This window comes from Actinophytocola sp., assembly GCF_050699935.1.
Taxonomy (GTDB): domain Bacteria; phylum Actinomycetota; class Actinomycetes; order Mycobacteriales; family Pseudonocardiaceae; genus Actinophytocola.
On record NZ_JBOHGB010000039.1, the window covers coordinates 23,159 to 48,103 of the forward strand.

Here is a 24,945-nt window from a genome sequence, read left to right on the forward strand (position 1 = left end):
TGGAGGACGCGCCTACCACGGAGATCGCTTCGCGGCGGGTTAGCCCGTACCTTGTGCACATCAACCGGGCGGAAGCGCCCGGTGTCACTGGGGGTGGTGACGTGGCCGACGACAACGGCTCGCGAGCCGCCGCGACGGTCGCCGGGCTGAGGTTCTGCCTGCTCGGTCCGGTGCAGGTCCTGGTCCACGGTCGCAACGTGCCGATCGGCGGGCCCGGCATGCGGGGCGTGCTCGCGATGTTGCTGCTCGAGCCGAACCAGGTGGTGCCGCTCGACCGCATGGTCGACGTGCTGTGGCGCCACGAGCCGCCGGCGAGCGCGCGGACCATGGTGCAGGGCTACGTGTCCCGGCTGCGCCAGCGCCTCGCGGAGATCGACGGCGGCACAGGCACGGGCACAGGCGCCGGGAGCGACGTACGGATCGCGACGGCCTCGCCGGGCTACCGGATCGAGGTGGACGAGGCGCTGATCGACGTGACCGTCGCGCGCTCGCTGCTCGCCGAGGCGCGCGGCACGCCCGCGGTGCGCCGGGCCGACCTGCTGCGCCAGGCGCAGGCGCTGTGGCGGGGCACCGAGCTCGCCGACCTCGGCGGCCGGCTCGTCGCGCCCGAGCTGACCGAGCTGCGACTCGCCGTGCTCGAGGCGCGCTTCGACGCCGACCTCGAGCTCGGCCGGCACCACGAGATCATCGGTGAGCTGACGCATCTGGTCGACGAACAGCCCTATCGCGAGCGGCTCGTCGGACAGCTCGTGCTCGCGCTCTACCGCTCGGGGCGCCGGGCCACCGCGCTCGCCGCGTACCAGAGCTTCGCGCACCGGGCCGCCGAAGAGCTGGGCATGGACCCCGGACCGCAGCTGCGCGGCCTGCACCTGCGGGTGCTGCGCGACGACACGACGCTGCTCGAGCCCTCGCCGGAGCCGGTGATCACGCCGCGGATCGGCGTGCTCGTGCCCGCGCAGCTGCCGCGCGCGCCGTCCGGGTTCGCCGGCCGGGAGGAGGAGCTCGCGTGGCTCGCGCGGCTGCTGCCGGGCGAGACGAAGCCGGCCGAGTCCGCCGTCGCCGTCCTCGCCGGACCGGCCGGGGTCGGCAAGACCGCGCTCGCGGTGCTGTGGGCGCACCGGGTCGCTGACCGGTTCCCGGACGGGCAGCTGTTCGCGAGCCTGCGCGGGTTCGACCCGCAGCACGCGCCGGCCTCCGCCGCCGACGTGCTCACGCAGTTCCTGCTGGCGCTCGGCGTGAGCGTGGACGACGTGCCGGTCGACGTCGACGACCGGGCGGCGCTGTACCGGTCGATCCTGGCCGACCGCCGGGTGCTGGTGGTGCTCGACGACGCGCGGGACTCCGAGCAGATCCGCCCGCTGCTGCCCGCGGGCTCGTCGTCGCTCGTCGTCGTGACGACGCGGGTACGGCTGGACGCGCTCGTGGCGTGGACCGGGGCGCGGCTGCTCGTGCTCGGCACGCTCGCGGCGGACGCGGCGGAGTCGCTGCTCGAGCACATGGCCGGCACGCCCGCGCAGGGCCGGGACCGTGAGCTGCGGCGTCGGCTCGCCCGGTTGTGCGGGCACCTGCCGCTCGCGCTGCGGATCGCGGGCGCGCGGCTCACCGGCGGTCCACAGTGGTCGGTCGCGGACCTGGTCGAGGAGCTCGCCGACGAGCGCGGCCGGCTGTCCGCACTGGACCTCGAGGAGGCCGACACCAGCGTGCGTGCCGCGCTCGACGTCACCTACCGCCGGCTGCGGCCCGAGCACGCGAAGACCGTGCGGGTGCTGGGGCTGTTCCCCGGCACGATGATCGGCCCGTACCCGGTGGCGGCGCTGTGCGGTGTGGACGTCGAACAGGCCCGGCGGTGGCTGCGGATGCTGGCCGGGTCCTTCGTGGTCACCGAGACCAGTCGCGACGTGTTCGTCATGCACGACCTGGTCCGGCTGCACGCCCAGGAGCTCGCCGAGCACGAGCTGTCCGGTGTGGACAAAGAGGCGGCGCGGGCGCGGCTGCGCCGTTACTACCTGATAGGTGCGGACCTGGCGAAACGTCAGCTACGCGCGGGAGCCGCTGACGAGAAGCCCGTGAGCGAGCGGTTCCCGGACGTGCCCTGCGCGGCGATGTCCTCCCCCGCGGACGCGATCGACTGGATCGACCAGGAGTGGGCGAACCTGCTCGCGGTGGTCGAGGCCGGACTGGAAACCGGGCAGGAGCAGGAGATCGTGTGGCTGGCGCGGCTGGCGAGCGAGTTCTCCGAGGGCACCCGGACGCTGGGGCCGGCGGTGATCGGGCGGACCGTGCGGCTGGTCGTTTAGCGAACGTTTAGCCGATCGGCGCCCCGGAGTGGGAGGCTGCGCGCGGGTGCTCGACGTCCGGAGCCTGATGTGAGCGCCGCGGCGGCACTACCAACGTGGGGGTGTGCTGCCCAGCGAGCCGGCCGGCGTGGATGGGGGACTGTGCCGGCCGGTTCTCGCTGCGGAAATGCCAGGAAGGACGCCTTCCGAGATCGCGGCCGCCCGGCCGTTTCCCGTGTTCTGGTTGACGAACGGCTCGAGCTCGGGCCGTTTGGGGACCAGTCCGTCGCCCATGGACTCGCCCCGTAACTGCCTGCGTACCCACGGCAACAGATGCGTGCGGGTCCACGCGAGATCGGCCTGGCGCGAGCGGAACCACGGCGTGGGATCGACCGGCGGCCAGGGCTCGCGCCAGTCCTCGGTGACCGCGACGCCCAGGACTTCCGACGTACGCAACGCGATCCGCCGGTGACCTTCCGAGGAGAAGTGCAGCCGGTCGTCGCTCCACGCGCGGAGGTCGATGAGCACGGGCATGGCCCAGAGGTCGACGAGCTTGGCGCCGTGCCGGTCGGCGATCGCGCGCAGGTGGGCGTTGTAGATGGCGACCTTGCCCCGGACGCGGCGTACGACGGGCTGCCCCTTCGGGTCCGGCCCGGTGAAGACGACGACCTCGCATCCGGCCTCCCGCAGCGTGATCACGGCCTGCTCGAACTGGTCGGCGAGCTGGTCGACGTCGCTGCCCGGCACGATCAGGTCGTTGCCGCCGGCGCAGATGGTCACCAGGTCGGGCCGTACCTGCCGCACCACCGGCACCTGCTCGTCGATGACCTCCCGCAGCAGCTTCCCGCGCAGGGCCAGGTTGGCGTACTGGAACCGCGGGTCCCGCACGGCAAGCGTCCGCGCCAGCCGGTCCGCCCACCCCACATAGGAGCCGTCCGGTGCGACATCGCTCAGTCCCTCGGTGAAGCTGTCCCCGATCGCCACCCAACTCGACAACCCTGGCACGGTCGCCTCCCCTCCCGGTTCCCCATCCTTTCGCAACGCTCAGGATGCCGTGTGATTCCCGACCTACGCCACCGTCGGTTGGCGGCACTCCACCGTGCGCCTGCCGGGGCTCCACACTGGCGCATCCACCTCGTACAACATTGGCACTTCGTCGTTCGGTCCGCGCCCGAATTTCGCGCGAACCGGCGGCGTCTCGTGACCGTCCGGTTACCGCGGCGAAATGCTCGTGGTCCGAACGGACCACTCGAGCCGAACGGACGAACCTACGCCAGCTCCAGGCCGCCGCGGACCAGGGCCATGGCCTCGGCCCGGGAGGACCCGGGCGGCGCGCGGTCCGGGTCCGACAGCATCAGGCTCGACACCAGCACCCGGCCGTCCGCGGTGCGGGCCAGGTGGTTCAGCGTCAGCACGCCCGGTTCCGAGCCACCCTTGAACCAGACCTCGGGAAAGCTCGCCCGGTCCAGACCGATGCCACCGTCCGTTATGGACAGTGCATGGCCCACCGCGGGGTCACCGGCCGTCCGGAGCCCGGCGAACGCCTCGCACATGTCGTGCGGGGAGCCGAACCACTCGATCTCCAGCGTACGCGGTTCGGTCCACGGCCGGATCCCGTTGCGGGGCACCGAGTCCACGACCGGCAGCAGGGCCGCGCGCAGCCCCGGGCGGCCGCGCGAGGTACGTCCCGGCGAGCACCTGGTAGCGGTAGCTGCGGGAGATCATCAGGTTCGCGTAGTCGCGTCGTCGCGCAGCGGCGACCGCGTCCCGGGCGGTTCGTCCTGCGGCGCGCCGCTCGGCAGGCTCTTCCGATCCTCGCGGATCGCGAGCTCCCGGTCCCAGCTCGGCCGCCCCTCGGCGACCGCGCCCAGCACGTACAGCTTGAAGGCCGAGCCCATTGGGCGGGCGTGCCGTCACGGCAGCCGCCGGTGAGGTCGTAGGTGCCGAAGGAGACCCGCGTGTCCGCGGCCGACTGTCCAGTTCGGACCACGACGCCGGTGACGGCACGTACGGGACGAAGCGCAGCGTGTGGATCAGGCCGCGCTCGTCCACCGACAGCGCGACCAGCCACGACGCCGACAGGTGCTCGCGTTGCTCCGCCTCGGAAACCGGCGGCCGCGTGGACGCCGACACCACCCAGTCCAGTGCCGGCAGCGGGTTCGCCACCGGAACCGAGGGCGCGGGCAGCGCCACGACGAGCATGCCCAGGACCAGCGATCGCCTCACGAGTACCTCCCACCTCGACAACGGACGTGAGGGAGGTCAGGCGGGCAGCAGGTACAGCCCGCCGACGCTGCCGTCGGCGTTGAACGCGACGCGACCGAGCACCTCGCCCGCCTCGCAGTGCAGCGGCACGTTGACCACGGTGAGCTCGCCGGCCCGCAGCGCGTACGGCTCGCCCATCCGCTCGTACCTCCCGACGCCGGCCGCCACCTGCGCCCACACCTCCGCCAGCCTCTCCGGCGTGATCTCCGCGAGCATCCGCTCGTCGAAGTCCGCCCGGACCGCGCTCCACCGCAGCGCCGCGACGTCGGCGAGCAACACGATCGCGCGCTCCACCACGCCGGACGGCACCGGGGGCCCGGCCGGCCGCCCGAAGCGCTGGAACACCGCCTGCCGTGAAGTACCGAGCACGTCGCCGATCTCCTGCCAGGTGTGGCCGGTCTCCCGGGCCCGCTCGACCGCCCGCCGCAGGGCCTCCTCGGCACTGCGCGCCCGATCGCGGGCCCGGGACACCCCGTCCAGCGGCGCCGGGCAGCGGCCTCCCTCGCCGTCAAGGTGCGTTTGACGCGGCGAATACGTCAAGCTGTCTTTGACAGAGGCGGCGCGAGAACGCCGCGCGGCACTACGGCAGGTCGCCGAGCAGTATCGGCGTCTCCTGCCCTTTCCGTGCTGTGCGGGAATTCGCCGACCGCAGACCGCGCAGGCCGACGAGGACGCGTTCGCCATGGACACCGCCAATTCCGTGCTTCGGGCACCAAGCACGGAATAACAAGACGTGCCACGTGGCAAGTTAGGGCTACCTAACTACGAGGCCATGAGGCAGGCTGGACACCGTGACCGACCAGGCGACCGGGACCTCCCTGCGCGAGCTGCTCGGCGGCCGGCGCGGAGCGGTCGACGCGACCATCCCACCGGCCGTGTTCGTGCTCGGCTGGCTCGCGTCGGGCCGGTCGATCGCCTGGGGTGCGCTCGCCGCGGTCGTCGCCGGCGCGCTGGTCGGCCTGCTGCGGCTGCTCCGCGGCGGCCGGGTGACCGCGGTGCTCGCGAGCGTCGCCGCCGTGTCCGCGGCCGCCCTGGTCGCGCTCTACACCGGGCGCGCGCAGGACTTCTTCCTCGTCCAGCTGCTGTCCAATGTGGCCAGCGCGCTCGCCTGGGCGGTCAGTATCCTGATCCGCTGGCCGCTGCTCGGCGTCGTCGTCGGCGTGCTGCTCGGCCAGAAGACCCGATGGCGCCGGGACCCTGACCTGCTGCGCGCGTACGGGCTGGCGAGCTGGGTGTGGGTGTTCGGCCAGTACACGCTGCGAGTCATCGTGTTCGGCCTGTTGTGGTGGTCCGGCTGGGTGGTCGCGCTCGGTGTCGCCCGTGTCGCGCTCAGTTGGCCGCTCGTCGCCGCGACCGTCGCGGCCAGCGCGGTTGTACTGCGAAGGTCACTTCCGGCGGACCATCCGGGGCTTCGGCACCCTAGGATGCGTTCGTGAGTGCGTTAACTGGGGCCCTCGGTAGCGAGGTCGGTCGCCGCTATCGGGCGAACTTCGATGTCGCGCACCTGGACCTCGACCCGCTGCTCGCCGTCGTCGTGGACGGCATGGGGGACAGCGACGGGAGCGCGCTCGCCGGACGGACCACTGTGGACACGTTCGTCGAGGGGATCACGGCCGCGCGGGGCAAGCTCGGGCCGCGGTCGATCCGCGAGGCGGTCGCCGCCGCGCAGGACCAGGTCTCCGAGATCGCGCGGCGCGACGTCGGCATGGCCGGCTGCACGCTGACCGCGCTGCTCGCCGCGGACGCGGAGGACGCGGAGGGCGTCGATGCCACGCTCTGGATCGCCCAGCTCGGCGACTCGCGCGTCTACCGATTCCGCGACGACCTGCTGGAGCTGCTGACCGTCGACCACACGATGGCCTGGCTCGGCGTGGCGCACGGGCTCTACCCACTCGACTCGCCGCAGGCCGACGCCGCCCGCTACCACCTGACCCGCTACGTCGGGCACGCCGCGCGGCCGGAGCCGGACGTGCTGAGCGTGGTGCCCGCGCCCGGCGACGTCTACCTGCTGTGCAGCGACGGCGTCGCCGAGCAGGTGCCCTACCCGCGCATCCGGGAGATCCTGCGGCTGCACATCGAGCCGGGCGCGATGGTCGAGCGCATCCTGGCCGCCGCGGACGTGGCCGGCGGCCAGGACAACGCCACCGCGATCGTGCTCAGGATCCCGTTCTAGGCCGCGGCGCGTCGGGACCCGAGACGTCGAGAGCGGCCAGCCACGCCGCGCCCACCGCCCCGTCCGGTGCGAACTCCACGGGCACCGGCGTGTACGCGGCGAGCGTGCGGCGCAGCGCCACGCCGACCGGGCTGTCCGGCCCGACCACGCTGCCGGCGAGCACGATGGGCGTGCGCTCGTCGGCGGGGCGGGCGTCCATCGCGAGCCGGGCGAGCAGCTCCGCGGCGTCGTCGACGATCTTCGCCGCCACCGGGTCGGTCTCGCAGTACTCGCTGACCGTCGACGCGAAGCGGGCCAGCCGGATCGGCGGCTCCGCGTTCGCCGCCGTGATCAGCTGGTTCGCCAGGCGGGGTCCGTCGGTCGACGTGCGCCCGGGCAACGACGCCCGCAGCACGGCCTCGCCCAGCGGGCTCGGTGGCTCCAGCGTCTGCAGTCGCCGCAACGTCACCCGCACCGCCTCGCGGCCCATCCAGTACGCCGAACCCTCGTCGCCGAGCATCCAGCCGAGGCCGCCGACCCAGGAGACCAGTTGGCGATCCACGATGCGGGCCGCGATCGAGCCGGTGCCGCCGATCAGCACCACGCCGTCCGGCTCCGCGGTGCCCGAGGCGAACGCCACCTCGGCGTCGCTCACGATCTCGATCCGGCAGCCGACACCGACCTGCCGCAGCGACGAGATGTAGGTCTCGACCACGTCCGCGTCGGTGAACTTGCTGACGCCGGCCATGCCCAGCACGCACGCGAGGACCTCGCCGCCACCGGCGATCGCGTCCCGGGCCGCCTCGGCGACCCGCTTGCCCGCGAGCTCCGGCGGGTGCGAGTTGGGGTTGCCGCCCCCGGCCGCCCCGCGCCCGACGACCGCGCCGTCCAACCCGATCGCGAGCGCCCGGGTGGACGTGGCACCGGCGTCGACCCCGACCACGCACATGCCAGGAAGGACGCCTTCCTGACGTTGAGTGTCCGGAAGGCGTCCTTCCATGCTTTCGCTCACGGTGCCTCCACAGTGGACAGTCCGGGGCCTGGCTCGAAGACCACCCGGTCCGCGTCGAGCGTGCCGCCGCAGTGCGCGCAGTGCACGTGGGCGGTCGTGTGCCGGTCGCAGTCGAGGTGGCGCAGCAGCGCGGGCGGGCCCGCGCCACCGTCGAGCCACTGGTCGCCCCACCGGATGATCGCGGCGAGCGCCGGGAAGAAGTCGCGGCCCATGTCCGTCAGCGGGTACTCGTAGCGGGCCGGGCGGTCCTGGTAGCGGACCCGGTCGAGCAGGCCGGCGCCGGTGAGGCGATCCAGCCGCTCGGTGAGCGTGTTGCGGGCGATGCCGAGCGAGGCCTGGAACTTGTCGAAGCGGCGGACACCGTAGTACGCCTCGCGGAGCACGAGCAGCGTCCACTGGTCACCGAGAAGGTCCATGGTTCTTGCGACGGAACACGGCCAGCGGGCGAACGATGTCCTTCGCACCCCGGAAAGTGTAGGGGTCGCCGCCACCGCGGGTAAGTAGTTGGTCACCGGGTTCGGGTCACCTTGCTCAGCCCGCGCGGCTGGTCCGGGTCGCCGCCGCGGGCCAGCGCGAGCTCCAGCGCGAGCCGCTGCAGCGGCAGGATCTCCAGGATCGGCGCGACCTCCTCGGCGGTCGCCGGCACGTCGATCCGCGCGGACGCCGGCACGTCGGCGGCCGCCGAGCCGACCGCGAGCACGTCCGCCCCGCGGTCGCGGACGGCGGGCACCACGTCGCGCATCGCGTCGCCGCCGCGGCCCCGGCTGGTCACCGCTATCACGCCGGTGCGCGAGTCGATCGCCGCGACCGGGCCGTGCAGCAGGTCCGCGCCGCTGTACGCGCGGGCGCCGAGGTAGCTGGTCTCCGCGAGCTTGAGCGCCGCCTCGGCCGCGGTGGCCGACGAGTAGCCGCGCCCCGTGGTCACCAGCCGCTCCACGTCCCGGTACCGCTCCATCGCCGCGGTCACCGCGCCGGCCGAGCCCGCGAGCGTGGCGCGGGCGAGCTCGCCGATGTTCGCCACCTCCTCGCCCGAGCCCCCGCGCGCGGCGTCGACCAGCAGGTAGGTGGTGAGCAGCGTGGCCGTGTAGGTCTTGGTGGCGGCGACCGCGCGCTCGGTGCCCGCGCCGATCTCCACCGCGTGCTCGGCGATCCGCGCGAGCGGCGAGTCCGGGGTGTTGGTCACCGCGACGGTCAGCGCGCCGCGGGCACGGGCCGCCTGCGTCGCCTCCACCAGGTCCGGCGAGCCGCCGCTCTGGCTGACGGTCACGTACAGCACGCCGGCCAGGTCCGGCTCGGCGCCGTAGAGGGTGGTCGTGGACGGGGACACGAGACCAGAGGGAAGTTGGAGGAGTACTTCGATCAGGTACTTCGTGTACAGCGCGGCGTGATCGCTCGAACCCCGCGCGGCGAGCAGCGCGAACCGCGGCCGGTGCGCGGCCAGCCGCTCGGCGACCGCGGCCAGCTCCGCGCGCCGCGTGACCACGGCGTCGAACACGGCCGGTTGCTCGGCGATCTCCGCGGCCATCAGCGCGCCCGCACCGGGCATTCGTCCTCCAGCTGCCGTCGTGCTCGTTCCTTGACCGGCGAGTAGGTCTAGACCAATCATGCTATCGCTGTAGGGTGGGCCAGCGCCATGGGAGCAGCCACGGGAGTAACGGATTTCCCACATCCGGCGGGTGTGATCGCGCCGCGGGCCGTTGGGAAGGCATCCTGTAGCAGGGAAGTCGTCGTCTGGAGGAGCCATGCTGGAAACGTCGGCCGCGCACGAGCCCGACACCGGTCGTGCGCTGCGTGAGCCCAAGTACTGGGGGCTCAAGCGGCACCTGTTGGAGCTGCTCAGCTCGCTGCCACCGGGCTCGCCGATCCCGACCGAACGTTCCCTGGCCGCCGAGTTCGACGTCTCTCGGACAACCGTTCGCCAGGCGCTCGCCGACCTGACGGTGGAAGGCCGGCTACTGCGGGTGCAGGGCAAGGGCACGTTCGCGGCGGAACCGAAGGTGGCGCAACGGCTCCAGCTGTCGTCGTACACAGAGGACATGCGCGCGCAGGGCCGCGAGCCGTCGTCCCGGCTGCTCGACATCGCCGAGATCCCGGCCGAGGGTGAGCTCTCGACGCTGCTCGGTGTCCGTACGGGTGCGAAGATCCTCCGCATGCAGCGGCTGCGCCTCGCCGACGGCGAGCCCATGGCGATCGAGACCTCGCACCTGCCGCTCGGCCGGTTCCGCGGCCTGCGAAAGTACGTCTCCGCGGGCGGCTCGCTGTACCAGGTGCTGCGCGAGCGCTACGACGTGGAGATGGGCCACGCGGAGGAGACCATCGAGACCGCGCTCGCCGGCCCGCACGAGGCCGAGCTGCTCGGCGCGGACGTCGGGATGCCGATGCTGCTGCTGTCCCGGCACTCTTACGACATGACGGAGCGCCCGGTGGAGTGGGTGCGCTCGGTGTACCGCGGCGACCGGTACAAGTTCGTGGCGGAGCTGAACCGGCCGACATGACCCGTGAGCGGGAGCGACGGAGCGTTCGCCGTCTGGACTGACGATCGCGCGCAGGTGCGTCAGCGCCGAGCACGTGAGGAGGGAAGACGGCGAGTAGCGGAGGAGTGGAGCGAACCGTGAGCGCCGTGAGCGGGAGCGACGGAGCGTTCGCCGTCTGGACTGACGATCGCGCGCAGGTGCGTCAGCGCCGAGCACGTGAGGAGGGAAGACGGCGAGTAGCGGAGGAGTGGAGCGAACCGTGAGCACAGCGCTGAGCCGGGGTGAGGTCCGCTGGGGCAGTCCGGCGGCCCGCGGCGTGCTCGCGGCGACGATCCTCGGCTCGGGGATGGCGTTCCTCGACGGCACGGTGGTCAACATCGCGCTGCCGCGGATCGGGCAGGAGTTCTCCGCGTCGGTGTCCGGGCTGCAGTGGATCCTCGACGGGTACCTGCTGTCGCTGGCCGCGCTGATCCTGATCGCCGGTTCGCTGGGGGACCGGTACGGCCGGCGGCGGATCTACCTGCTCGGCGTCGCCTGGTTCGGCGTCTCGTCGGTGCTGTGCGGGCTCGCGCAGTCGACGGAGATGCTCGTCGTGTCGCGCGTGCTGCAGGGCATCGGCGGTGCGCTGCTGACCCCGGGGGCACTCGCGATCATCCAGTCGTCGTTCGTGCGGACGGACCGGGCGCGGGCGATCGGCGCGTGGTCGGGGCTCGGTGGGATCGCCGGCGCGGTCGGCCCGCTGGTCGGCGGCATGCTGGTGCAGGTGTGGTCCTGGCGGCTGGCCTTCCTCGTGAACGTGCCGATCGCGCTGCTGTGCGTGTGGTTCACCCGGCGGTTCGTGCCGGAGTCGTGCGACCAGCAGATGGGCGGGCGCCCGGACCTGGCTGGCTCGGTCCTCGGCGCGCTCGGGCTGGCCGGGCTGACCGCGGCGCTGGTCGAGGGGCCCGGGCGCGGGTTCGCGGATCCGCTCGTGCTGGTGTCGGTGGTGGTCGGCGTCGGGTGCCTGGCCGCGTTCGTCGTGGTGCAGCGCCGCTCGCACGACCCGCTGGTGCCGCCGGACCTGTTCGCGAACCGGACCTTCCTGGTGTCGAACGCGCTGACGTTCGTCGTGTACGCGGCGCTCGGTGGCGTGATGATGCTGTTCGTCCTGCAGCTGCAGATCTCGCTCGGTTACTCGCCGACCGCCGCCGGGCTCGCCGGCCTGCCGATCTCGGCGCTGATGCTGTTGCTGTCCGCGCGCTCGGGCAAGGCGGCGCAGCGGTTCGGGCCGCGCTGGTTCCTCGTGGTGGGGCCGTTCCTGATAGCGGCGGCGATGCTGTGGTACACCCAGGTCACGCCGGGCGCGTCGTACCTGCTGGTGGTGGGGCCGGCGACGGTGCTCTTCGGGTTGGGCCTGGTGACGGTGGTGGCACCGGTGACCGCGACGGTGCTGGCGTCGGCCGCGGACCGGCACGCGGGCGTCGCGTCGGGCGTGAACAACGCGATCGCCCGGACCGGCAGCCTGCTGGCGGTGGCCGTGCTCCCGGCCGCGGCCGGGCTCAGCGGCGCGGCGTACGCGGACCCGGTGGCGCTGACCGCGGGCTGGCAGACGGCGATGTGGCTGTGTGCCGGCCTGTGCGTGGTGGGGGGCGTACTGGCGCTGGGCGTCCGCAACGACGTCCTGGGGCCGGCCGCTCCCGAACCTCGCCAGGCCGAGCCGCGCGCGGCCGAGTCGCGCCCGACCGAGCCGGTGTCCGCCGAGCAAGCGACCGAGGAGCCGGTTCCCGCGGAGCCGGCACCTGCCGAGCCCGAGCCGTTGGTGGCGGCCGGCCTTGCTCCGGAGACGGCGGCCGAGGCGCCGCGGCCGGGAGAGTGCCTCAGCTGTGGCATCGTCGGCCCGCCGACCCACATCGTCCCGCAGCGCCGCCGCTCGGCACCCGCGGCCAAGCCCGACGAGGCGGCCTGACCGAACCCGGGCGTCAGGTGGCGAGCAGGGCGGCCAGGTCCGTCGGGTCGATGTTGCCGCCCGACACGACGGCCACCGTGCGGCCGCGTGGTAGGTCGGCGGCGCGGTGCAGGTACGCGGCCGTCGTCACCGCGCCGCTCGGTTCCGCGACCAGGTGGGCTCGGCGGGCCAGCAGCGCCACCGCCGCGCGGATCTCCTCCTCCGACACCGTCACGATGCCGTCCACGAGCGTGCTCAGGTGCGCGAACGTCAGCTCCGACGGCTCGGCCCGCAGCCCGTCGGCGATCGTCCGTGCGCGGTCGGCCGCCGGCCAGCGCACCAGCCGGCCCGCGGCCAGGCTCTCCGCCGCATCGGCGGCCAGTGCCGGCTCGACGCCGACCACGCGCGCCGCCGGGCAGCGGGCCTTGATCGCCGTGGCGATGCCCGATGCCAGGCCGCCACCGCTCACCGGCACCAGCACCAGCTCGACGGACGGCAGCTCGGCGGCGATCTCGAGACCGATGGTGCCCTGGCCGGCGATGACGTCCGGGTGGTCGAACGGCGGGACCAGCGTCGCGCCGCGCTCGGTGACCAGCCGCTCGGCCACGATCTCCCGGTCGGTGATCGCCGCGACGACCACCTCCGCGCCATGCGACCGGGTGGCCTCGATCTTCACCGCCGGCGTGTTCTCCGGCACCACGATCGTCGCCGGCAGGCCGAACCGCTTCGCCACGTAGGCAACCGCCTGCGCATGGTTGCCGCTGGAGTAGGCGACCACCCCGCGTGGCCGCGCGGACTCCGGAATCCGAGCCATGGCATTGGCCGCGCCGCGGATCTTGAACGCGCCGATCGGCTGCAGGTTCTCCGGCTTGAGCCATAATGGACGGTCGGCATCCGCCCAGTCGCACGGCAGCAGCGGGGTGCGTACCGCGGTATCCACGATCCGCTCGGCAGCCGCGGCGATCTCCTCGACGGTCACCAGGTCCATCCCACGAGTATGCACTGTCCATAGTGGACTGTGTTGCTGCTCACCACGAGCCAACCCGGGGAGCAAACCGCCCGTCCTCGTCGTTGGGGAACGGTGGAAGTGGCGACCAGGCAAGGGATCATGAGCGAGAAGTCCGACACCGACAGCATCCGGTTCACCCAGGTCCTGGCCGGGGCCATGGCCGCGGTCACGGCGGCGGTGCTCGGCTCGACCATGGGCGTCGCGGGCACGGTGGTCGGGGCCGGGCTCGCGAGCGTCATCACCACCGTGGGCGGCGCGCTCTACCTGCGATCCATCCAGCGCACCAAGCAGAGCGTGCGCACCGTGCGGAACCTGGTGGTCACACGCGCCGGCCCGACCCGCGTCACGCTGGTCGAGGAGAAGGCCGAACCCGAGCCCGAAGCGCCGGCCGCCGCGGGAGCGGCGCCCGACCACGAGGCCGAGACCCTGACAGAGAATGAAGAGGAAGCCGGGGAGGACGAGAGCGACCAGCCACCGGCGCGGCGCCGGCTGCGCTGGCCGGCCCTGATCGCCGCGAGTGTGCTGGCGTTCGTGGTCGGCATGCTGGTGGTCACCGGCGTCGAGTGGGTGCGCGGCGAGCCGCTGTCCGGGGGGAACGGAACGACCGTCGGCGGCATCGTCCGGCAGCAGCCGGACGAGGGCGGCGTACGTGATGACGCGCCGGCGCCCACCCGTGAGTCGACGACGCCGCCGGCCACCGAGACGGTCACGGTCACGCCGCCACCGGCCGGCGAGGGCGAGGAGCCGACCGATCCGCCGAGCGAGCCGGGTGAGCCGAGCGAGCCCGGGACGAGTCCGCCGAGCACCACGACCGGCGCCGAGCCGACCGGTTCGGTGCCGGTGCCGGTGCCGCCGACCGGTCAGTCGGGCTGACTGTTAGTAGCGCGGCGGAGGACACAATGGCAATTGTTGTCCCCGAACGGCCGATATCCGAAAACAGCTTCGAGAAATAGTTTCATTATCGTCATCCGTCCCGGATGGCGAAAAAACCAGATCCCTCTTGCCCCGGGAGCGGATCTATCCCTTGCCGCTTTCGGGTTCCCTGCTACCCAAGTCGAGGGAGAACCGATGAAACGCAATTCTCTCCTGCGCTGGGCGGGCGCGGGCCTGCTCGCCGTCGGCGTGGCACTCTCCATGGCCGCACCGGCGACGGCCGGAGCGGACACCTCCGCCCGCACCGTGGCGGACCTGTCCGTCGCCCAGGTCAAGCTGGACAAGGCGGCCGCGACCCGGCCGGGCTCAGTGACCGGATGGTACGTCGACAAGGCGAGCAGATCGCTCGTCGTCGAAGTGCACGGATCGGACGCGGCCGTCTCGGACTGGGCGTCCACGCTCGGTGCGGGCGCCGTCATGATCAAACACGTGCCGCAAGCCTACGAGCCGATGTGGAACATCATCGGTGGCCAGGCGATCCGGACCAGTTCCGGCTCCCGGTGCTCGGCGGGCTTCAACGCCCGGACCAGCTCCGCCCGGTACGTGATCACGGCCGGCCACTGCACCGATCTCGGCGGCACCTGGTCGGGCCCCGGCGGCACGATCGGCCGCGTCGCGGGCTCGTCGTTCCCGGGGAACGACTACGGCGCGATCCACGTGGCGTCGTCCTCCGCGGTGTCGACCCCGCGCGTCGACCGGTACTCCGCCGGCAGCGACGTGACCGTCACCGGCGCCGCCTCGGCGTTCGGGGGCATGGCCGTGTGCCGTTCCGGCTCGACGACGGGCTGGCACTGCGGCAGCGTCACCGCCACGAACCAGACGGTGTGCTACGCACAGGGCTGCGTGTTCCAGATGATCCGCACGAACGTGTGCGCGGAGCCGGGTGACTCCGGCGGCTCGCTCGTGACCAACCCCGGCTCGGGCTCGCGCGTGCGGGCGGTCGGCCTGACCTCCGGCGGCTCCGGCAACTGCCGCACCGGTGGCACGACGTTCTTCCAGCCGATCACCGAACCACTGAGCGTGTGGCGCCTGACCCTGTACACGGGCTGAGCCACACCCTCGAGGGCACCGCACTCGTGCCCGCGGCGGACGGGCCGAACCCTGCCGGCTCGTCCGCCGCCCATGTCCCGCCTCCCCGCGCGTACCGGGTCAGCCGCCGGTCAGCGCCGAGCTCAGGCGGGAGGCGGCGGTCTGGGGGTCCGCCGCCTCCGTGACGGCGCGGACCACGACGACCCGCGTGGCGCCCGCCGCCAGCACCCGCGGCAGCCGGGCCTCGTCGATGCCGCCGATCGCGAACCACGGGCGGTCCGGGCCGGCCGCCGCGGTCGTCCGGACCAGGTCCAGGCCCGGTGCCGGGCGGCCCGGCTTCGTCGGCGTCGGCCAGCACGGGCCGGTGCAGAAGTAGTCGACGCCCGGCTCCGCGGCGGCCGCGGCGGCCTGTCCCCGGTCGTGCGTCGACCGGCCGATGACGATCTCGTCGCCGACGATTCGGCGGGCCCACGGCACGGGCAGGTCGTCCTGGCCGAGGTGGAGGATGTCCGCCCCGGCCGCGAGTGCGACGTCCGCCCGGTCGTTCACCGAAAGCAGCGCGCCGTGCCGCGCGCAGATCTCCGCCAGCGTCGCCAGCGCGGCCAGCTCGTCGCGCGCCTCGAGCCCCTTCTCCCGCAGCTGCACCACGTCCACGCCGCCGGCGAGCGCGGCGTCCGCGAACTCCGCCAGGTCCGGCCGCAGCCCCGTGCACAGGTACAGCCGCGCGTCCGCGAGCCGGCGGCGGACGCGGGTTCCGTCGAGTCCAGGCACGGCTCAACGCTAACCGGTGCGCTACCGTGGAGGGTGGTCCGCACGGGAGTCCGGAGGCACCGGGCTGAGAGGGGATCCGCCGATCCCGACCGTCGAACCTGACCCGGATCATGCCGGCGCAGGGAGCGTGAGATGCCGTGAGTGAGATCGTCCGCGAGATCGTCGTCGTCGGGGGCGGCGTCATCGGGCTGTCCGTCGCGTGGCGCCTGGCCGTCTCGCACGAGGTCACCGTCGTCGATCCGGCGCCCGCGCGGGGCGCGTCGTGGGTCGCCGGCGGCATGCTCGCGCCGGTCACCGAGTCCTGGCCGGGTGAGGAGGCCCTGCTCGACCTGGGCGCTGCCTCGCTCGACCGCTGGCCGGAGTTCGCCGCGCGGCTCGACGTCCCGCTGCTGACCGGTGGCACGGTCGTGGCCGCGGTCGACGCCGCGGACGCCGCGCAGCTGGACGTCCTCGCCGAGCACCTCGCCTCGCTGGGCCGCGCGGTCGACCGGCTGACCGGGCGAGAGCTGCGCGAGCGCGAGCCGGCCGCCGGCCCCGGTGTCCGAAGTGGACTGATGGTGCCCGGTGACCTCGCGGTGGACAACCGGGAGCTGTTGCGCCGCCTGGAGTCCGCGGCCCGGCGGGCGGGTGTCCGGTTCGACCGGCGGCGCGCGCTGGGTGTCGAGTCGGGGGCGGTCCTCCTCGACGGCGGCGTGCTGGAGACCGGCACGGCGGTGATCGCGGCCGGCGCGTGGAGTGCCGCGCTGCATCCGGCGCTGGACACGCTGGTGCGCCCGGTGAAGGGGGAGATCCTGCGGCTGCGCGAGCGGGCGGGTGCGCTGCCGCTGACCCGCACGCTGCGGGCGCTGGTCGAGTCACGCCCGGTGTACCTGGTGCCCCGCGCGGGCGGGGAGGTCGTCCTCGGCGCCACGCAGTACGAGGCCGGCTTCGACACGGAGGTCACCGTCGGCGGCGTGCGCGACCTGCTCGCCGACGCCGAGCGGGTCGTGCCGGGCATCGCCGAGTACGGGTTGACCGAGGCCGCCGCCGGGCTGCGGGCCGGCAGCCGGGACAACCTCCCGCTGGTCGGCCCACTGGAGCCGGGCGTGCTGGTCGCCGCCGGCCACCACCGCAACGGGCTGCTGCTCGCCCCGATCACCGCGGACGCGGTGTACGCCATGGTCGCCGGTGAACAGCCGCCGGCACCGGCGCGGGCGGCGGACCCGGCCCGACACGTCCCGACGAGGAGGTGACCGCTTTGCGGGTTCGAGTCAACGGTGCCACGCGGGAGATCGCCGACGGTGCCACGGTCGCCGACCTGCTGGCCGCGCTGGACCGGCCCGCCACGGGCATCGCGGTCGCGGTGAACGGCGAGGTGTGCACGCGTGCCCGCCACGACCGGACCGTGCTGCCCGCGGACGCGGACGTCGAGATCCTCACGGCCGTCCAAGGAGGTTGACGTGGACGATCCACTGGTCATCGCGGGTCGCGAGTACTCCTCGCGGCTGATCACCGGCACCGGCGGGGCGACGAACCTGGCGGTGCTAGAGCGCGCGCTGATCGCGTCCGGCACGGAGCTGACGACCGTGTCCATCCGCCGCGTCGACGCCGCCGGCGGCACCGGGGTGCTGGACCTGTTGCGGCGCCTGGGCATCGACCCGCTGCCGAACACGGCGGGCTGCCGGACCGCGGCCGAGGCCGTGCTCACCGCGCGGCTGGCCCGCGAGGCGCTGGGCACGGACTGGGTCAAGCTCGAGGTCGTCGCCGACGATCGCACGCTGCTGCCCGACCCGGTGGAGCTGCTCGACGCGGCGACGACCCTGGTCGCCGACGGCTTCACGGTCCTGCCGTACACGAACGACGACCCGGTGCTGGCACTTCGCCTGGAGGAGGCCGGCTGCGCCGCGGTGATGCCGCTGGGTTCCCCGATCGGGACCGGGCTGGGGATCCGCAACCCGCACAACATCGGGCTGATCGTCGCGCGCGCCGGCCTCCCGGTGATCCTGGACGCCGGCATCGGCACGGCGTCGGACGCGGCGCTGGCGATGGAGCTGGGCTGCGCCGGCGTCCTGCTGGCGACCTCGGTGACCCGCGCGAAGGACCCGGAGAAGATGGCCGCCGCCATGCGCCACGCGGTCGCCGCCGGCCGGTTGGCGAGGCAGGCCGGCCGGGTGCCCCAACGGTTCTGGGCCGAGGCTTCGAGCCCACCCCGCTGACGCGCGCCGGTCCTCAGCGACGCCGGAGCCGGTCACGCAACCGCAGCAGCGACCCGGCTCCCAGGTGCGCGGCCGCGATCGAGGCCGGCACCAGCGGCAACGCCGCCGCGGGCAGCGGGGCCGGGGGCACGCCGGCCTCCCGCAGCCGGCGCGACGACCACCACCAGAACGGGGCCACCACCGTCACCGCGGTGACCAGGCCCGGCGTGTAAGTACGGGTCAGGGCCGCGGACAGCACGTGGGGAACGGAGTGCGCACCGAACCCGTACAGGACGGCCTGGTACATGCGGCTTCGGCCGTCCGTGCGCGCGCCGCGGGCCGCCGCCGTCGCCATGAGGCAGGCCATCAGTCCCATCGCGACCGCCACGTGCTCGCCGCGGCCGAGGTCGTCCGGGCGCCGCGTCACGGCGGTCGGCAGCCTCCCGTCGAGGTGCCGCCGGACCCGCCTGACCCACGCCGGCATCGTGGCGAGCTCCTCCGCGTCGTGGATCACCCACGCCGCGAAGAGCCCCCACGTCGCGGCCTTGCCGAGCTCCAGCTGGGCAGCCATCGCCACCTCCTCCGGTGGGGTCGGGCTTCGCGAGTCTCGCGGAGTCCGGCCAGCTCCGCCAGCTCCGCTCGCTGGGCGGCGAGCTCCGAGCGCAGGAACGCGAGCTCGGCCATCAGCTCCGCGTGGTGGTCGCGTTCCTCCTTCTCCTCCTTCGCCGCCGCGGCCTCGCTCACCTGGCGTTCCATCGCGTTGACGATGACCGCGATCAGGAGGTTCAGCACGATGAACCCGGTGACCACGATGTAGCCGACGAAGAACATCCAGCTCAGCGGGCGCGCGTCGAGCACCACGTCCGTCACCGGGGGCCAGCCCTCGATCAGTACCCGGAACATCGTCAGCAGTGCCACGCCCAGGCTGCCGAACTCCTCCGGCGCCACCGTGCCGAACATCTGCACGGCCGCGACCGCCGACGTGTACAGCACGAGCATCAGCAGCAGGAGGATCGACACGAGCCCCGGCACCGCGGTGAACAGCGAGTTCACCACTCGGCGCATGGACGGGATCACCGAGATCAGCCGGAACGTCCGCAGGATCCGCACGGTCCGCAGCATCAGCAGCGTCCCCGACGCCGGCACGATCGACAGGGCGATCACGATTAGGTCGAACCAGTTCCACCCCCCGCGGAAGAACGACCGCCCGTACGCGGTGACCTTGATGGCGATCTCGACCACGAAGATCGCCACCACGGTGACCTCGATCGACACCAGCAGCGGGTCCAGCGACGCCGACACGGACCGCGCCGTCCGCAGGCCGATCGCGATCGCGTTGACCACCAGCACGCCGACGATCAGCCGGCTGAACCACGGCGCGTCGGCCAGCGCCCGGGCACGCGACCTCACGACCGCTCCCCGTGCGGGGCCGCGACCTCGTCCCGCGACGCCCGCGCCCGCGCCGGGCTCGCCACCGGCGTGCGAGCCGGCCGCGGGGTGGGCGTGGCGGCACGCACGGTCACGTCCGTTCCGGGGCCTGGCCCGAGGCGGCCCGCAGCTCGGCGACCTCCGCGCGCAGCGCCCGCAGCTCGTCGAGGATCAGCCGGTCCGACGCCGCCTGGTCGGCCGCGTGCCGGTCCTCGGCCTCCACCAGGTCCTCGGTGACCTGCTTCTCCATCCCGCTCACGATCACCGCGATGAACAGGTTCAGCACCGCGAAGCTCGACACGAGGATGTAGACGACGAAGAAGATCCACGCCATCGGCGCCTCGGCCATGACCTCGCGCGCGACGTCCGGCCACGCCTCGCCGGTCATCGTCTGGAACAGGGTGAACAGCGTCCTGCCGAGGTCGCCGAAGTAGTCCGGCGAGATCTCGCCGAACAGCTTGGTCGCCATCACCCCGGCGACGTAGATGACCAGGCCGAGCAGCGCGCCGATCGACGCCATGCCGGGCACCGCGGCGAGCAGGCCGGACACCACCCGGCGCATCGCCGGTACCGCCGAGATCAGCCGCAGCGCGCGCAGCACCCGCAACGCTCGCAGCACCGAGAACGGTCCACTCGCCGGCACGAGCGAGATGCCGACGATCAGGAAGTCGAACACGTTCCACGAGTCGGTGAAGAACCGCCAGCCGTGGGCGTAGAGGCGCAGCGCCAGCTCGACCACGAAGATCCCGAGCACGATCCGGTCCGTGGCGTCCAGCAGCCCGCCGAACTCGGCCATCACGTGCCTGGACGTCTGGAGACCGAGCGTCACCGCGTTCAGCACGATGATCCAGATGATGGACTGCTGGAAACGCTTGTGCTCCACCAGGGCACGCGCTCTGTCTCGGGTCCGCACGTCCCGAAGACTAAACGGCGTCGTTGCCCGGCCAGGGGGATTTCGTCTATATCTCCGGTAGCGGTCTGACCCGCCACAGCGGTGACACCGGGCCCACACCGCCGCCCAGCGGGTAGGCGTGCTGGACCGACCGCGTCACGAACGCCTTGCCGAACCGGACCGCGTCCGGCACGTCCATGCCGTGCGCGAGCGCCGCGGTGATCGACGACGCCATCGTGTCGCCGCCGCCGTGCGTGTGGACGGTGGCGACCCGCGTGGCGGGCAGCTCGAGGAACGTCTCGCCGTCGTGGAGCAGGTCGACGCACTCCGGGTCGTCGCGCAGGTGGCCGCCCTTGACCAGCACCCACCGCGGGCCGAGCGCGTGCAGCGCCCGCGCCGCCTCGCGCGCGCCCGCCCGGTCGGTCACCGTGATGCCGGTGAGCAGCCGGACCTCGTCGAGGTTCGGCGTGACGAGCGTGGCGCGGCCGAACAGCTCGGTGCGCAGCGCGTCCAGCGCGTCGTCGTGCAGCAGCTGGTCGCCGTGCATGGACGCGGCCACCGGGTCCACGACGAACGGGACCGCGCCGTCGCGTCCGATGTGGACCTTGTCGCACGCCTTGGCCACCGCGGCGATGATCTCCGCGGTGGCCAGCATGCCGGTCTTCGCGGCCTGCACGCCGATGTCCTCGGCCACCGTCTCGATCTGGGCGGCGACGACGTCGGCCGGGATGACCGAGACCCCGCTGACCCCGAGCGAGTTCTGCACGGTGACTGCGGTGACCGCGGTCATACCGTGCGCCCCGCAGGCGAAGAACGTGCGCAAGTCGGCCTGTAGGCCCGCACCGCCGCCGGAGTCGGAGCCGGCGATCGTGAGCACCCGTGGTGGCGTCGTGCTCACTCGGGCACCACGGGTACGTAGACCCGGTCGCCGTGCTCGTGGAACCGCTCGGCCATCTCCGCCATGCCCGTCTCGATCGCGTCCACAGTGGACAGCCCGTGCTCCTCGGCGTACCTGCGCACGTCCTGCGTGATCCGCATCGAGCAGAACTTCGGGCCGCACATCGAGCAGAAGTGCGCGGTCTTCGCCGGTTCCGCGGGAAGCGTCTCGTCGTGGAACTCGCGTGCGGTGTCCGGGTCGAGCGAGAGGTTGAACTGGTCGGTCCAGCGGAACTCGAAGCGCGCCTTCGACAGCGCGTCGTCCCACTCCTGCGCGCGCGGGTGACCCTTGGCGAGGTCGGCGGAGTGCGCGGCGATCTTGTAGGTGATCACGCCGGTCTTCACGTCGTCGCGGTTGGGCAGGCCGAGGTGCTCCTTGGGCGTGACGTAGCAGAGCATCGCGGTGCCCGCCCAGCCGATCTGCGCGGCGCCGATGGCCGACGTGATGTGGTCGTAGGCCGGCGCGATGTCCGTCGCGAGTGGACCGAGCGTGTAGAACGGTGCCTCCCCGCAGAGCTCCTCCTCGAGGCGGACGTTCTCGGCGATCTTGTGCATCGGCACGTGGCCCGGGCCCTCGATCATCACCTGTACGTCGTGCCCGCGCGCGATGTGGGTGAGCTCGCCGAGCGTGCGCAGTTCCGCGAACTGGGCCTCGTCTCCTGCGTCCGCGATGCTGCCCGGCCGCAACCCGTCGCCGAGGGAGAACGTGACGTCGTAGCGGCGGAGGATCTCGCACAGCTCCACGAAGTGCTCGTAGAGGAACGACTCGCGGTGATGCGCGAGGCACCAGGCGGCCATGATCGAGCCGCCGCGCGAGACGATCCCGGTGACCCGCCTCGCGGTGAGCGGGACGTAGCGCAGCAGCACGCCGGCGTGCACGGTCAGGTAGTCCACGCCCTGCTCGCACTGCTCGACCACGGTGTCCCGGTAGACCTCCCAGGACAGCCTCGCCGGGTCGCCGCCGACCTTCTCCAGCGCCTGGTAGATCGGCACAGTGCCGATCGGCACGGGGGAGTTGCGCAGGATCCACTCGCGGGTCTCGTGAATCCGCTTGCCGGTGGACAGATCCATCACTGTGTCCGCGCCCCAGCGGGTCGCCCACACCATCTTCTCCACCTCGTCCTCAATGGACGACGAGACGGCGGAGTTGCCGATGTTCGCGTTGACCTTGACGAGGAAGTTCTTGCCGATGATCGTCGGCTCGGACTCGGGATGATTGCGGTTGACCGGGATCACCGCCCGGCCACGCGCGACCTCGTCGCGGACGTAGGACGGATCGACGCCCTCGCGCGTGGCGACGAACCGCATCTCCTCGGTGATGAGGCCGGCCTTCGCGTAGGCCAGCTGGGTGACCGCGCCGCCCACCGGCTCCAGCCCCCAGCTCGCCCGGAGCCGCGGAAGTCCACTGTGGACGTCGATGCTCGCGTTCGGATCGGTGTACGGGCCGGAGGTGTCGTACAGGTCGACGTGCTCGCCGTTCGTCAGCTGGACTCTCCGGAACGGGACGCCGTCGCGGTACACCTTGACCGAGCCCGTGACGGGCCTGGTGGTCACGCTCGGCCGCACGGTTCGGTCCTCGAGAGCAGACATGAAAAGCCTCCCTACGCCGGCATTACCCGGTCAGGTTCAGGCGGTCGGCAAGGCCGGGTCCTCGGATGGACACCACTTGCCCTCTCAGCCCGCTGTGGCGCGAGCTCCCGCTTCGTGCCCTCGACGATAGCCACGCGCTCGGGGCGGTGCCAAGGGTGGCGTGCGGCGAGCCAGTACGGTGCAGACGTGTCGATGTCGGCTGACGAGCGCTTGCCGCACCGGTCGCCGGATCGGCCGGCGGTGAAACCGTGCTCGACCTGTGGCGAGCTGACGGGCCGTGGCTACCCGTCGTGCCTGGGCTGCGCCGAGGTCGTCGACGAACGCTGGCTCGCCGACTGGCGCGAGCTGCTGGCCGCCGAGCGGGCGAGTGCGGGCAGCGAGTCCGAGCGTTCGCTAGCCGCCCGGGTGCTCTCCGCGGAGGCCGGCACGTTCGCGTGGACGTGCGGCGACTGGGCGCTGCGGCTGCGGCGTTGCGAGGAGTGTGGGGGCGAGCTCGGTGCGGGTGACCCGGTCTGCCTGCACTGCGCGGCCGCGGACGCCGCCCGCTGGACGACCTCGGCCGCCGCCGACCACATGCTGCGGCTGGCCGTGCTGGCGCTGCGCGCCCCGCACCGCCGGCGCATGTCCGTGGTGTACTCGCTGCGGCTGGTGCTGCCGTTCCTCATCGTTGGCTCCGCGGTGACCCGGTCCCAGCTGCGCGCGGTCCGGTCGGGCGTGCTCGCGGGCCGGTACGCGGACCTCGCGGAGCTTGATCACGTCGTGGCGCTGGCGAACCTGCCGCTCGCACCGTGGCGGCGGCTGCCCGCGGATCCCGAGGGTTAGGGTGGCGGCCGTGGTCGACAGGGACACCGACACCCCGTGGGAGCCGCCCCTGGCCGGCAGCGAGCTCGAGCACCTCGTCGGTGCACTCGAGCGCCTGCGCACGACGTTCCGCTGGAAGGCCGACGACCTCGACGCGTCCGGGCTGCGGGCCCGCGTCGGCGCGTCCACGCTGACCCTCGGCGGGCTGCTCAAGCACCTCGCGGTCGTGGAGGATTTCAGCTTCACCGTCAAGCTGGCCGGGAAGCCGATCGGCCCGCCGTGGAACCCGGCCGAGTGGGACGACGAGTACGAGTGGCCGTTCACCTCGGCCGCCGACGACACGCCCGAGCAGCTCTACGCGTTCTGGGACGACGCCGTCGACCGGTCCCGCGTTCGGCTCGACGCGGCCCTGGCCGACGGCGGGCTCGACCAGCTCGTGCACGTGTCCGGGCCGGACGGGCAGCACGCCAGCCTGCGCCGGCTCGTCTACGACGTGATCGAGGAGTACGGCCGGCACGGCGGGCACGCCGACCTGCTCCGCGAGGCGGTGGACGGCCGCGTCGGCGAGGACCCGCCCCCGGGCTGGCGCCTCCGCTCAGGCCGCTCTCGCTAGGCCGCCCCGCTCTTGCCGGCCCCGCATCGGACCGTCCCTGTTCCAGCCGTCCCCGCTTGGGCCAGCCGCGCCCGGGCCGCTCTCGCCCCAGCCGGCCCCGCTCCGGCGGTCCCGGCTCCGGCTGGCCCCGCTCGGGCCGGCCCCGCTCCGGCTGGCCCGGCTCCGGCTGGCCCGCTCGAGCCGCTCTCGCTTGGGCTGGCCGCGCTCGGGTCGGCCGCGAAGCTGACCTGTCCACAACCACCCGAACTGTCCACAGCCGACCCCGCACACCCCTGCTCCGTCGGCCCCCGCCGGTAGACTGGCATGGCGGGACGCCCCCGGGAACGGGTGGGGGTTGGGCATCGCGCGCGCGAGGTTTTGGTCGGGTTGTGCGGGGTTTGGTCGGGGTGCGGGGTCAGCCGATCGTGAGTTCCGTGGGGCGGGCGTAGACGTCGACCATCGCGCCGTTGCGCAGGACCGTGACCGCGAGGTCGGTACCGATCACCTCGGCGAAGAGCTTGCGCTGGATGCCCTGCGCGTCGTGGACCTGCTCGCGCGCCACCGTCAGCACGAGGTCGCCCTTGCGCAGGCCCGCGCGGTCCGCGGGGCCGCCACCCACGACCTCGATCACCCGCAGCCCGGCGCGCTGCCCGGTCCGCTCGGCGACGTCGTCCGGCAGCGGGGCGG

Annotated in this window: 27 protein-coding genes and 1 riboswitch; of the genes, 12 read left to right on the top strand and 15 right to left on the bottom strand. The window is 73.1% G+C overall.

The window, feature by feature from the left end; genetic code table 11:
- Nucleotides 1-101: 101 nt before the first annotated feature.
- On the top strand, nt 102-2,297 hold the full coding sequence (locus tag ACRDTB_RS15385) for a BTAD domain-containing putative transcriptional regulator (protein WP_431430955.1): 2,196 nt from the start codon (nt 102-104) through the stop codon (nt 2,295-2,297).
- An 87-nt stretch (nt 2,298-2,384) separates the two neighbouring features.
- On the opposite strand, the gene ACRDTB_RS15390 is transcribed toward ACRDTB_RS15385, so the two are convergent.
- From ACRDTB_RS15390 to ACRDTB_RS15405, 4 genes are all read right to left on the bottom strand, one after another.
- Entirely contained in the window at nt 2,385-3,281 is an 897-nt protein-coding gene (locus ACRDTB_RS15390; protein WP_431430956.1) for an SGNH/GDSL hydrolase family protein, read from the bottom strand.
- 263 nt (nt 3,282-3,544) lie between these two features.
- Nucleotides 3,545-3,913, bottom strand: coding sequence for a hypothetical protein (locus tag ACRDTB_RS15395; protein WP_431430957.1), 369 nt, complete (start codon nt 3,911-3,913; stop codon nt 3,545-3,547).
- An 87-nt stretch (nt 3,914-4,000) separates the two neighbouring features.
- Nucleotides 4,001-4,174 carry a hypothetical protein gene (locus tag ACRDTB_RS15400; protein ID WP_431430958.1) on the bottom strand — a complete coding sequence of 58 codons (174 nt, stop codon included), beginning with the start codon at nt 4,172-4,174 and terminating at the stop codon, nt 4,001-4,003.
- Between the two features lie 364 nt (nt 4,175-4,538).
- Nucleotides 4,539-5,012, bottom strand: coding sequence for a DUF3887 domain-containing protein (locus tag ACRDTB_RS15405; protein ID WP_431430960.1), 474 nt, complete (start codon nt 5,010-5,012; stop codon nt 4,539-4,541).
- A gap of 320 nt (nt 5,013-5,332) precedes the next feature.
- Here ACRDTB_RS15405 and ACRDTB_RS15410 point away from each other — a divergent pair, with 320 nt between their 5' ends.
- Together ACRDTB_RS15410 and ACRDTB_RS15415 are read left to right on the top strand one after the other, a co-directional pair.
- Complete coding sequence (locus ACRDTB_RS15410; protein WP_431430961.1) at nt 5,333-5,977, top strand: DUF3159 domain-containing protein; 645 nt, start codon at nt 5,333-5,335, stop codon at nt 5,975-5,977.
- Nucleotides 5,974-6,714, top strand: coding sequence for a PP2C family protein-serine/threonine phosphatase (locus tag ACRDTB_RS15415; protein ID WP_431430962.1), 741 nt, complete (start codon nt 5,974-5,976; stop codon nt 6,712-6,714). Before ACRDTB_RS15410 ends, ACRDTB_RS15415 begins: the two co-directional genes overlap by 4 nt.
- Here the strand turns inward: ACRDTB_RS15415 and ACRDTB_RS15420 are convergent.
- Genes ACRDTB_RS15420 through ACRDTB_RS15430 form a run of 3 tightly spaced genes read right to left on the bottom strand, consistent with a single transcriptional unit; the run spans nt 6,698 to nt 9,251 of the window.
- On the bottom strand, nt 6,698-7,705 hold the full coding sequence (locus ACRDTB_RS15420; protein ID WP_431430963.1) for an N-acetylglucosamine kinase: 1,008 nt from the start codon (nt 7,703-7,705) through the stop codon (nt 6,698-6,700). The two genes, ACRDTB_RS15415 and ACRDTB_RS15420, sit on opposite strands and share 17 nt — an antisense overlap.
- Entirely contained in the window at nt 7,702-8,169 is a 468-nt protein-coding gene (locus tag ACRDTB_RS15425; RefSeq protein ID WP_431430964.1) for a winged helix-turn-helix transcriptional regulator, read from the bottom strand. Before ACRDTB_RS15425 ends, ACRDTB_RS15420 begins: the two co-directional genes overlap by 4 nt.
- Before the next feature lie 44 nt (nt 8,170-8,213).
- Nucleotides 8,214-9,251 carry an SIS domain-containing protein gene (locus ACRDTB_RS15430; protein WP_431430965.1) on the bottom strand — a complete coding sequence of 346 codons (1,038 nt, stop codon included), beginning with the start codon at nt 9,249-9,251 and terminating at the stop codon, nt 8,214-8,216.
- A 196-nt stretch (nt 9,252-9,447) separates the two neighbouring features.
- Between ACRDTB_RS15430 and ACRDTB_RS15435 the strand changes: the two genes are divergently transcribed.
- Complete coding sequence (locus ACRDTB_RS15435; protein ID WP_431430966.1) at nt 9,448-10,200, top strand: GntR family transcriptional regulator; 753 nt, start codon at nt 9,448-9,450, stop codon at nt 10,198-10,200.
- A 238-nt stretch (nt 10,201-10,438) separates the two neighbouring features.
- Entirely contained in the window at nt 10,439-12,124 is a 1,686-nt protein-coding gene (locus ACRDTB_RS15440) for an MFS transporter (protein WP_431430967.1), read from the top strand.
- 13 nt (nt 12,125-12,137) lie between these two features.
- On the opposite strand, the gene ACRDTB_RS15445 is transcribed toward ACRDTB_RS15440, so the two are convergent.
- Nucleotides 12,138-13,091: a threonine ammonia-lyase gene (locus ACRDTB_RS15445; protein WP_431430968.1), complete on the bottom strand. Its 954-nt coding sequence runs from the start codon at nt 13,089-13,091 to the stop codon at nt 12,138-12,140.
- Between the two features lie 120 nt (nt 13,092-13,211).
- Between ACRDTB_RS15445 and ACRDTB_RS15450 the strand changes: the two genes are divergently transcribed.
- The gene (locus tag ACRDTB_RS15450; RefSeq protein ID WP_431430969.1) at nt 13,212-13,985 is read left to right on the top strand and encodes a hypothetical protein; all 774 of its coding nucleotides are present in this window, start codon (nt 13,212-13,214) and stop codon (nt 13,983-13,985) included.
- 195 nt (nt 13,986-14,180) lie between these two features.
- A complete protein-coding gene (locus ACRDTB_RS15455; protein WP_431430970.1) occupies nt 14,181-15,095 on the top strand; it encodes a S1 family peptidase in 915 nt (304 codons plus the stop codon).
- 99 nt (nt 15,096-15,194) lie between these two features.
- Here ACRDTB_RS15455 and thiE read toward each other — a convergent pair whose 3' ends face one another.
- A complete protein-coding gene (thiE, locus tag ACRDTB_RS15460) occupies nt 15,195-15,845 on the bottom strand; it encodes a thiamine phosphate synthase (protein WP_431430971.1) in 651 nt (216 codons plus the stop codon).
- Nucleotides 15,846-15,877: 32 nt separating this feature from the next.
- Nucleotides 15,878-15,987, top strand: a riboswitch (TPP riboswitch).
- Between thiE and thiO the strand changes: the two genes are divergently transcribed.
- The 3 genes from thiO (at nt 15,983) to ACRDTB_RS15475 (ending at nt 18,040) form a co-directional block, all read left to right on the top strand.
- A complete protein-coding gene (thiO, locus tag ACRDTB_RS15465) occupies nt 15,983-17,077 on the top strand; it encodes a glycine oxidase ThiO (RefSeq protein WP_431430973.1) in 1,095 nt (364 codons plus the stop codon). Its footprint overlaps the riboswitch before it by 5 nt.
- On the top strand, nt 17,074-17,283 hold the full coding sequence (thiS, locus tag ACRDTB_RS15470) for a sulfur carrier protein ThiS (RefSeq protein ID WP_431430974.1): 210 nt from the start codon (nt 17,074-17,076) through the stop codon (nt 17,281-17,283). Before thiO ends, thiS begins: the two co-directional genes overlap by 4 nt.
- A gap of 1 nt (nt 17,284) precedes the next feature.
- Complete coding sequence (locus ACRDTB_RS15475) at nt 17,285-18,040, top strand: thiazole synthase (RefSeq protein WP_431430975.1); 756 nt, start codon at nt 17,285-17,287, stop codon at nt 18,038-18,040.
- A gap of 13 nt (nt 18,041-18,053) precedes the next feature.
- Here ACRDTB_RS15475 and ACRDTB_RS15480 read toward each other — a convergent pair whose 3' ends face one another.
- From ACRDTB_RS15480 to thiC, 5 genes are all read right to left on the bottom strand, one after another.
- On the bottom strand, nt 18,054-18,590 hold the full coding sequence (locus ACRDTB_RS15480; RefSeq protein WP_431430976.1) for an HXXEE domain-containing protein: 537 nt from the start codon (nt 18,588-18,590) through the stop codon (nt 18,054-18,056).
- Complete coding sequence (locus ACRDTB_RS15485; RefSeq protein ID WP_431430977.1) at nt 18,530-19,429, bottom strand: ion transporter; 900 nt, start codon at nt 19,427-19,429, stop codon at nt 18,530-18,532. The genes ACRDTB_RS15480 and ACRDTB_RS15485 overlap by 61 nt, the downstream gene beginning before the upstream one ends.
- A 109-nt stretch (nt 19,430-19,538) precedes the next feature.
- Complete coding sequence (locus ACRDTB_RS15490) at nt 19,539-20,360, bottom strand: ion transporter (protein WP_431430978.1); 822 nt, start codon at nt 20,358-20,360, stop codon at nt 19,539-19,541.
- 46 nt (nt 20,361-20,406) lie between these two features.
- Nucleotides 20,407-21,237 carry a bifunctional hydroxymethylpyrimidine kinase/phosphomethylpyrimidine kinase gene (thiD, locus tag ACRDTB_RS15495; RefSeq protein ID WP_431430979.1) on the bottom strand — a complete coding sequence of 277 codons (831 nt, stop codon included), beginning with the start codon at nt 21,235-21,237 and terminating at the stop codon, nt 20,407-20,409.
- On the bottom strand, nt 21,234-22,865 hold the full coding sequence (thiC, locus tag ACRDTB_RS15500) for a phosphomethylpyrimidine synthase ThiC (RefSeq protein WP_431430980.1): 1,632 nt from the start codon (nt 22,863-22,865) through the stop codon (nt 21,234-21,236). The genes thiD and thiC overlap by 4 nt, the downstream gene beginning before the upstream one ends.
- A 192-nt stretch (nt 22,866-23,057) precedes the next feature.
- Here thiC and ACRDTB_RS15505 point away from each other — a divergent pair, with 192 nt between their 5' ends.
- Both ACRDTB_RS15505 and ACRDTB_RS15510 read left to right on the top strand, forming a co-directional pair.
- Complete coding sequence (locus tag ACRDTB_RS15505) at nt 23,058-23,687, top strand: hypothetical protein (RefSeq protein ID WP_431430983.1); 630 nt, start codon at nt 23,058-23,060, stop codon at nt 23,685-23,687.
- 10 nt (nt 23,688-23,697) lie between these two features.
- Entirely contained in the window at nt 23,698-24,279 is a 582-nt protein-coding gene (locus ACRDTB_RS15510; protein ID WP_431430981.1) for a DUF664 domain-containing protein, read from the top strand.
- A 394-nt stretch (nt 24,280-24,673) separates the two neighbouring features.
- Here ACRDTB_RS15510 and ACRDTB_RS15515 read toward each other — a convergent pair.
- Nucleotides 24,674-24,945 (bottom strand): PDZ domain-containing protein (locus tag ACRDTB_RS15515; RefSeq protein ID WP_431430982.1); only part of this gene is annotated, 272 nt, incomplete at its 5' end.